Here is a 7,531-nt window from a genome sequence, read left to right on the forward strand (position 1 = left end):
AATGCTCAGCCTCGGCGGGCACAAACCCGTGCTTCCCGGCCGGGACTAACCCACGGAAGAGTCAGGAGAGCCGGTTTTAGGTGTGATTGATTGTTCAACCACTCGTCTCCGAGGATATCGATGACTGACCTAGATGCGGTTGCATCCACAAACTCGCCTCTGGCCTTGGATACTTCGATTGAAGCCAAGAAGAGCTCGGCAGCTTTCTTCGTTGAGAAGCCGCGCCGCTCAGTGGAGGAGTGGTCGGGTTTGCGGTAGCGAGCCCGATAGCGCTTGCCGGCTACGGTCTCGTAAGGAGTGATGCTACCCATGTCTAGAAGGGGGTCTCGGGAGACGGGCCGATCGGATTTTCCAGGTTCACGCCCGCGGCGCGCAGCCGATTCTCGACCCGATAGAGGTTAGCGTGGTTGGATTCCTGATCACGCTGATACAAGAATTTCGCTGTCTGGTTGACTGTGAAACCCTTCCGCTGGGGCGCGAAGCGGTAACCGCTCTCTGGTCGGTCGAGTTGTTCAAGTAGTTCGCTTCGTTTGCGGAGGTCGATCAATATGATCTCGTTCTCTGAATAACCGAATCCCGGCGGGTTCAGCATGGGTTCACCGTTCAATAGAGAACTGGTCGTCTTTCTGCTGCCTGTTCCGGTGAACCAATCGCGAGCGAGCCACATTGGCGTGAGCACGACATTGTTCTCTCCGTTCGCGATTTCTATCCGCTTATACGGTTGCTTCAAGGGGAAGATCAAGTCAGCTGGCTGTACTTCCAGCACGAATGCCATCGCAAGGAGTTGCCTCACGGTCACATCCTCTTTTCGACCATTCTCTAGATTGGCGACTATCGATCTAGTCAGTCCGAATCCAGCCTTTTCGGCAAGTTCATCGGCGCTCATCTTGAGTAGTTTTCGGAAGTGGGCGATTTGCTTCCCAAGCTCATATTCAACCGTTTCAAACATGTAGACACAATATCGTGGATTATGTGTAGTGTATAGCCCGTACACAGAACGCTTCGGTTTTGTGTATGCGAGATGGAGCTGAATTGACTAGGTATCTCTCACCGCAGCAAGTCTGCGAGATTATCCCCGGCATGACGAAGGGATCCCTTGCCCAGTTGCGTTTCACCGGGAAGGGCCCTCGGTACCGCAAGCCAACTCCCAAGACGGTCATCTACGTCGAGTCGGAGGTCATCGACTGGATTGAAGTCAGCGCGCGGAGAGGCACAGCTCTGGAGGACGCGTGAAAAGGGCAACGAGGGTGCCGTCACCGACCTGTAACTCGGTGACGGCTTCGACAAATCACCACCGCTAGGAGAATGGTTCATGAACAATACCAAGAAATCCGCGAAGGCCCTTTTGCCGCGGAACTCGACTGCAGGGCGCACTAAGGACACGATCTTCGACATGTGCAATGCAGATAATCCGGGGCGTGAACAGCTCCGATCTCGTTGCCACCTCGAGGAGGCTTCCAAGTTCTTCGTCTCCTTTTCAGCACTAGAGTGCGGCGCCGATAGTCCTTTCACAGCTCGTCGAGTCGTTCGGCCCAGGTCGGATGCCGCGACACCAACCGGCCACTTCCGGTCCCGATTCGGAAGGGTTGAGTCCTAGTGGCCCGCATTCGAACCATTAAGCCGGCCTTTTTCCAGAGCGATGATGTGGTCGCTCTGAGCTTGCGAGCGCGTCTCACGTGGATTGGACTGTGGCTATTTGCTGATGACAATGGACGCAATATCTTCGACGCGCGAGTTGTGAAGGGCGACCTCTGGCGTTTTGAGGACAACGTGACGCGCAAAATGATCGAGGAGGACCTCGACGAACTTGTGGACGCCGGTCGTATTCGCACCTACGACTCCGGAAGAAAGACGTACTTCGAGGTCGTGAACTGGCTTGTTCACCAGAAGATCGATCGTCCTTCGAAGGTGGCACATCCGATCCCACCCTGGGGTCCAAACGCCGCAGAAAGTGCGGCATCAGCGAAGAGTGGGACGCGGGAGAGCCTCAACCGAGCTATGGGCCCAGTGAGTCATACGGGGCGAGTTCGCCCACCATTCTGCAGCCGCCATCCCAATGGAACAGACCTTCCGTGCAAGGATTGCGGAAATCTCAGGTTGGCGCTCATGGCTACCGCCTCGCAAGTCGCCCCGGTAGCAACACTGCCACTGCCGCCGCGGGCCGGCGACCGGTCCGGCTTCTGTGCATTGCACAACGAGTATCCGACTCCGTGCGACCAATGCATGAGGATCGGAGCCGAAGCGGCAGCTGCTGCCTAGCGCACGCACAGGTCCGCTCGGGTGAGTTGTCCGGTTGCCAGAGGTGCGTTGCTCATCAGTCTCCCCTTGTGCCCCTTCCTTGCGCGTGAAGCCTGCCCACAAGCGCAGACCTCGCGGGTCTGTCGTTCGCATTCGACGAGGACTCGGTGAGGGTCCACTGAGGGCTCGCGGATGTCCACACGAGCCCTCGATGCGAGAAGGAGAAGGACCAGTGGAAGGGGAAAATGGAAGGGGAGGGCGCACCCCTGGTCTTCGAGAGATCCGCTCCTGGGTCTGCGAATAGCTTGCCGGCCGTTCTGGTTGTTGGTCTTTGCTCTTCCTCGCCCCAAGGTCGAGACAGTGCGTGTGGATGCTTTGGATTCCGTGGAACAGCGTTCGACGAGAACTCGACGAGGCGTACACGAGCCCTCGATGCTGGAAGGGGAAATGGAAATGGAAATGGAAAAGGATGGGGAGGGGCGGGCGAGTGTCTGGCTCTCGGGAGTCACGCCTGTCGACCCATGGCAACTTCGCCGGCCGCTTGGTCGTTGGGCGCTACTCGATGCGGGACGCGTGACGTGGGCTTTGGGGATACCGAGGGACAGCATGTCGACGACGGCTTGACGAGCGCCGCGCGGAGTCCCTTCGGTGCGCTCTGCCCCGTGTTGAGAGATCACGTTGCTACGCGTTAGCGGGACATTCCTGGCTGTAGTCCGATGGTTGACTCATCGGCCTGCGTGATGCTTGCGCTCTAGTACGCCGACAGCGCGAGAGGGCGGCGCGGTCTAGGCGCCTTCGTTAGTCTTCACGCAGTTGCGTTTGACTACGATAAAGCCGTCGTGCCGATTGACGGTGATAAGACCGTCAAGTAATATGAAGGTGATATGACCGTCAAGAGGGGCACCTATGGCATCACGCGGTGAAGTGAGAAGCATTGAGGCGCTCGGCCGGATGCTGCAGCAAGGCCGCCTGGTCAGCGGGCTGACGCAGCGTGATCTTGCCGAAAGGCTCCAGACCGATCAGAAATACATCTGGGCTTTGGAATCTGGTAAGAGCACGATCGTTTTGGAGCGTATCTTCGCGGCAATGCGGGAGACCGGGGTCCGAATGTATATGGAGATCGACGACTCGCCAGATGCGCCACTTGGCAACGACATTGCGCGCGACTCTGATGGCTGACTTGCGGGTGGAAATATATGGCGAGCTAGTCGGTTGTCTAGTCGGCGCCGATCGTCGTGCCTTCGATTTCAACGCGGACAAGAACGCCATCGATGTCTTTGGGCTTGGTAGCACGATCCTCTCCGAGTCTGTTCCTTTCGACCTCGTTGTCAACCGCAGCAGAGCCGCACGCCGCCGCAACTTTTTCGCAGAGCTACTTCCCGAGGGAACTGCGCTGGATAATCTCGCCGCCGAGATCAGGGCCTCTACCGACGACATCATCTCGCTATTGGCTCAATTTGGCCGAGATGTCGCCGGGGCTGTTCAGATTTACGACCCTGAGGCGGCGGGCGAGCCTCGTACGCCAGATGTGGCCTTGGTCGACGGGGTCGAAGTCGGAAAGATGCTCACCAACGCGCAGGCTGCCCCGCTGGGAAACCGACCGAAGTCCGGTCGGACGTCGCTGGCCGGTGTGCAGGACAAGATCGTTCTGGCGCTCAAAGGTGATCAGTGGTTCCAAGTGCTTGAGGGCTACCCGTCCACCCACATCGTCAAGCCGCCGTCCGCTCGTTACCCGAGCATCACGTTTGATGAGGAATACGGCTTCCGCGCGGCCAAAGCTGCTGGCCTGACCACATTCGACGCATGGATAGAAGATTTCGGTGGGGTTCTCGGCCTCGTTATCGAACGCTACGACAGGTCACCGGATGCACCACAGGGACGAATACATCAGGAAGACATGAACCAGGCCCTGGGGGCATCGAAGAATGAGAAGTACCAGGAGTTCGGCGGGAAAGTGACGCTCAAGCGAGTGGCGCACGTCCTTGGGCGCAATGGTGACCGGCGCTCCGTAGACCAGCTCCTCGGGTTGCTGACCGTCTCGCAGGCCCTGGGAAACCTTGACATGCACGGCAAGAACATCAGCATGCTCCACATGCGGGACGGCAGCACGGAAATTACACCGGCCTACGATGTCGTGCCCCAAACTCACCTCGATAGCGACGGCAAGATGGCGTTGGCCGTCAACCGGAAGTACTTGCACGCGGCGATCACCATTGACGACCTCATCGCGGAGGGTCTCTCGTGGAACATTCGTTCACCGCGCGCGGTCATCATCTCAGCGCTTGAAGCCGTGGAGAGTTTCGCCCATTCGGAGAGTCCGGTCGACAACGCCTATGTCGGGCTGCAGGATGATGTCCGCAGGTTCACCCGAAACCTGCTCGAGGGACGCCCGACCGGGGAGACTCGGTAGATCGTCCTGTTCGCAGCCAAGCGACGATCGTCCGAGAAGAGTCACCGTTCACGGCGGGCAGAGGGGACTCTGTCGACGATGGCGGAGTAGTCGTTCCGGAGGATTGAGGCGTACATCGGCATTGTGACTCTATCCACTGATGGCGGGCGCCGGGCGCACTCGAAGTCGGTGTCAGAAATCATCGTCGTATTCCGTGGGCAGTCTCATTCTCGTGGGGAGCAGGGCCAGGCGAGTGTTGATTAGCTCTCGTGGGCCCTCCTCGGTGGCGCCAACAAGGGGGATGCCGAGCAGGGCCGCAACCTCGAATACCGTGCCGATCGATGTGGCGGTGGAACCTTTCTCAATGGCGATAAGAGTCCCCGCGGAGATGCCTGCACGCTCCGCTATGTCGCGTTGCCGCCAGTGAATTAGTCGGCGCTCGGCGGTGATTTGCTGCCCAAGGATCGTGATGGCTTCAACGGTCCAGGGTGAGTAAGTGCGGGCTTTTCTTGCCATGGCCATCTCCATAAAGTGCAATGTATTGGTGCTAAGAGTACTTTGGCAGCAATACATTGTGGTTTGAGGCTGAGTTCGCTGCAAGCCGGGTCTCAGCGAACCGAATGGATGTGCGCCTGGTGGGCATGAAGAATATGCGGAGCTGCAGGGTTCGGGCGGGAGTTAAGCGTCAAGGTTGATTTCTCTCTCCTGACGCCGATGACGGTCAAGTCCAAATGTGTGGTGTAACGGGTTTTCCGCGTGATTCTTGGATTTCTAGGCGCTGAGGGCGCCGAGTTCGGTTGTGGGTTCCTCCTTGTCGGTCGGGATGAGGGTGAGGCGTGAGCGGCTGAGGACGTCGAGGCCGAGGTAGCGGCGGCCTTCGATCCATTCGTCGTGTTGTTCGGCCAGGACCGCGCCGACGAGTCGGATCAGGGAGCCGCGATCGGGGAAGATACCCACGACGTCGGTGCGGCGGCGGATCTCGCGGTTGAGGCGTTCCTGTGGGTTGTTGGACCAGAGCTGACGCCAGATTTCCTTCGGGAAACCGGTGAAAGCGAGCACGTCCGCCCGGGCTCCCTCAAGGTGGGTGGCGACCGCGGGGAGCTTCTCCTCGAGGGCGTTCAGGACTCGGTCGAACTGGGCGTGGACGGCGTCCGCGTCGGGCTGGTCGTAGACGGAGTGGAGCAGGGTCTTCACCCACGGCCAGCTGGACTTCGGGGTCGCGGACATGAGATTCGCGGCGTAGTGGGTGCGACAGCGCTGCCAGGTCGCACCGGGCAAGGTGGCCCCGATGGCGGCCACGAGGCCGGCATGCGCGTCGCTGGTGACGAGTTTCACACCGGTGAGGCCGCGGGCGGTCAGGTCGCGGAAGAAGCCGAGCCAGCCGGCGCCGTCTTCGGCGCTGGTGACCTGCAAGCCCAGGATCTCGCGGTGCCCGTCCTTGTTCACGCCCGTCGCGAGGAGCGCGTGGACGTTGGCGACACGGCCGCCCTCGCGGACCTTCAGCACCAGGGCATCGGCGGCGACGAACGTGTAGGGGCCGGCGTCGAGGGGGCGGGTGCGGAACTGCTCGACCTGCTCGTCGAGGTCGTTGGCCATGATCGACACCTGCGACTTGGAGAGGCGGGTGATGCCGAGGGACTCGACGAGTTTCTCCATCCGTCTGGTCGACACCCCGAGGAGGTAGCAGGTCGCCACGACGCTGGTCAGGGCGGCTTCGGCCCGGCGGCGGCGCTCGAGGAGCCAGTCCGGGAAGTAGGTGCCGGTGCGCAGCTTCGGGATCGCGACGTCGAGGGTGCCGGTGCGGGTATCGAAATCACGGTGCCGGTAGCCGTTGCGGGAGTTGGTCCGGTCGGCGGAGATCTGGCCGTATTCGGCGCCGCAGACGGCTTCGGCCTCGGCGCTCATCAGCGCGTTGATGAACGTGGTCAGCATCTGCCGCATCAGGTCCGGCGAGGCTTGCTCGAGTTGTTCGGACAGGAAACGGGCAGGGTCAATAAAATGGGGTGCGGTCATCGCGTGTACTCCTTCGGAAAAGACTTGATCGGTCTTTCCAAGAATCACGCGGTGGCCGCCTCACGTCGGTGCAACACGCCCATCAGGGCCGGGGTTACACCACGCTATTGGACGCAACCCCGATGACGTGGAGCCCGGCTATTTAGGATGGCGCCGCTCTGATGGCCTTTCTTCATAGTCCGACAAGTCACGCATCGAGAGCTGGGCAAATGCATACTCCGGACCCTGCGTGAGATCGGAAAGGGCTGACTGACGTCGACTCCGACCGACACTTCGACCTGGGGTTTGCCGACTGCACGCTAGGCACCGAGAACGGGAGAGGACTTGTCATATCGTCGCAGGAGGCACGGGACAATGATTCCGCGGTGCGTAGCGTCACCGAGGCCCTCGGGCGGGCCGGATTTCCGGTCATCGACGTAACGAGAGACGAACCCGAAACAACCACGTAGTTTCCGCGGCATCGAGGAAGACGGGTAGCAAGGCCGCAGCGCGAGCGAGCACCGGCGGCTATGGTCCAGTTGTTGCGCCGGCTAGTCCTGCCGAGAGATGGCCGAACGTCTGTCTGTATCCCTGCGGCTCTGTGTTTTTCAGTGACGCAAGATTTCTGCTCGGCGTGTGGCGCGTTGGACTACAGTCTCGGCGTCGCCCGACCGCAACCTTTCAAAATTGCTAATGCCGTCTTGGGGGTCTCTGTAGACGATCCAAAGGGCGATGCTCCAATCGTCAAGGGTGTCGCCCAGGGCTTTCAGTACTCTGTCCAAGCTGGGGAGGAATTCGCCATCCGGGCCGAATTGAAAGCTTGGGAAGAGCAAGTCGGTCACGTCCCGCTGAGTGGTGGAGTTTCTCAACACCATGCGGGTCAGTTGTTCTAGCTTAGGCGGCGGCGAGTTC

7 protein-coding genes are annotated in these 7,531 nt (G+C 60.0%); 3 read left to right on the forward strand and 4 right to left on the reverse strand.

Translation table 11 applies throughout. The features are described from left to right. Positions 1 to 313: 313 nt before the first annotated feature. Positions 314 to 949, reverse strand: coding sequence for a helix-turn-helix domain-containing protein (locus tag QN357_RS16390; RefSeq protein ID WP_134559191.1), 636 nt, complete (start codon positions 947 to 949; stop codon positions 314 to 316). Between the two features lie 131 nt (positions 950 to 1,080). Between QN357_RS16390 and QN357_RS16395 the strand changes: the two genes are divergently transcribed. The 3 genes from QN357_RS16395 to QN357_RS16405 all read left to right on the forward strand — a co-directional run bounded on the left by QN357_RS16395 (position 1,081) and on the right by QN357_RS16405 (position 4,648). Continuing rightward, the gene (locus QN357_RS16395; protein ID WP_241975362.1) at positions 1,081 to 1,233 is read left to right on the forward strand and encodes a hypothetical protein; all 153 of its coding nucleotides are present in this window, start codon (positions 1,081 to 1,083) and stop codon (positions 1,231 to 1,233) included. A 1,911-nt stretch (positions 1,234 to 3,144) separates the two neighbouring features. Next, a complete protein-coding gene (locus QN357_RS16400) occupies positions 3,145 to 3,417 on the forward strand; it encodes a helix-turn-helix domain-containing protein (RefSeq protein WP_134558626.1) in 273 nt (90 codons plus the stop codon). Then, positions 3,374 to 4,648: a type II toxin-antitoxin system HipA family toxin gene (locus QN357_RS16405; RefSeq protein WP_322136737.1), complete on the forward strand. Its 1,275-nt coding sequence runs from the start codon at positions 3,374 to 3,376 to the stop codon at positions 4,646 to 4,648. The genes QN357_RS16400 and QN357_RS16405 overlap by 44 nt, the downstream gene beginning before the upstream one ends. A 171-nt stretch (positions 4,649 to 4,819) precedes the next feature. Here QN357_RS16405 and QN357_RS16410 read toward each other — a convergent pair whose 3' ends face one another. From QN357_RS16410 to QN357_RS16420, 3 genes are all read right to left on the reverse strand, one after another. Beyond that, complete coding sequence (locus tag QN357_RS16410) at positions 4,820 to 5,143, reverse strand: helix-turn-helix domain-containing protein (protein WP_166790624.1); 324 nt, start codon at positions 5,141 to 5,143, stop codon at positions 4,820 to 4,822. 255 nt (positions 5,144 to 5,398) lie between these two features. Continuing rightward, positions 5,399 to 6,640, reverse strand: coding sequence for an IS256 family transposase (locus QN357_RS16415; protein WP_322136736.1), 1,242 nt, complete (start codon positions 6,638 to 6,640; stop codon positions 5,399 to 5,401). 587 nt (positions 6,641 to 7,227) lie between these two features. Further along, positions 7,228 to 7,531: hypothetical protein (locus tag QN357_RS16420; RefSeq protein WP_323505216.1), on the reverse strand; the 304-nt coding region annotated here is incomplete at its 5' end.

The organism is Cryobacterium sp. RTC2.1 (genome assembly GCF_035018685.1).
GTDB lineage: Bacteria > Actinomycetota > Actinomycetes > Actinomycetales > Microbacteriaceae > Cryobacterium > Cryobacterium glucosi.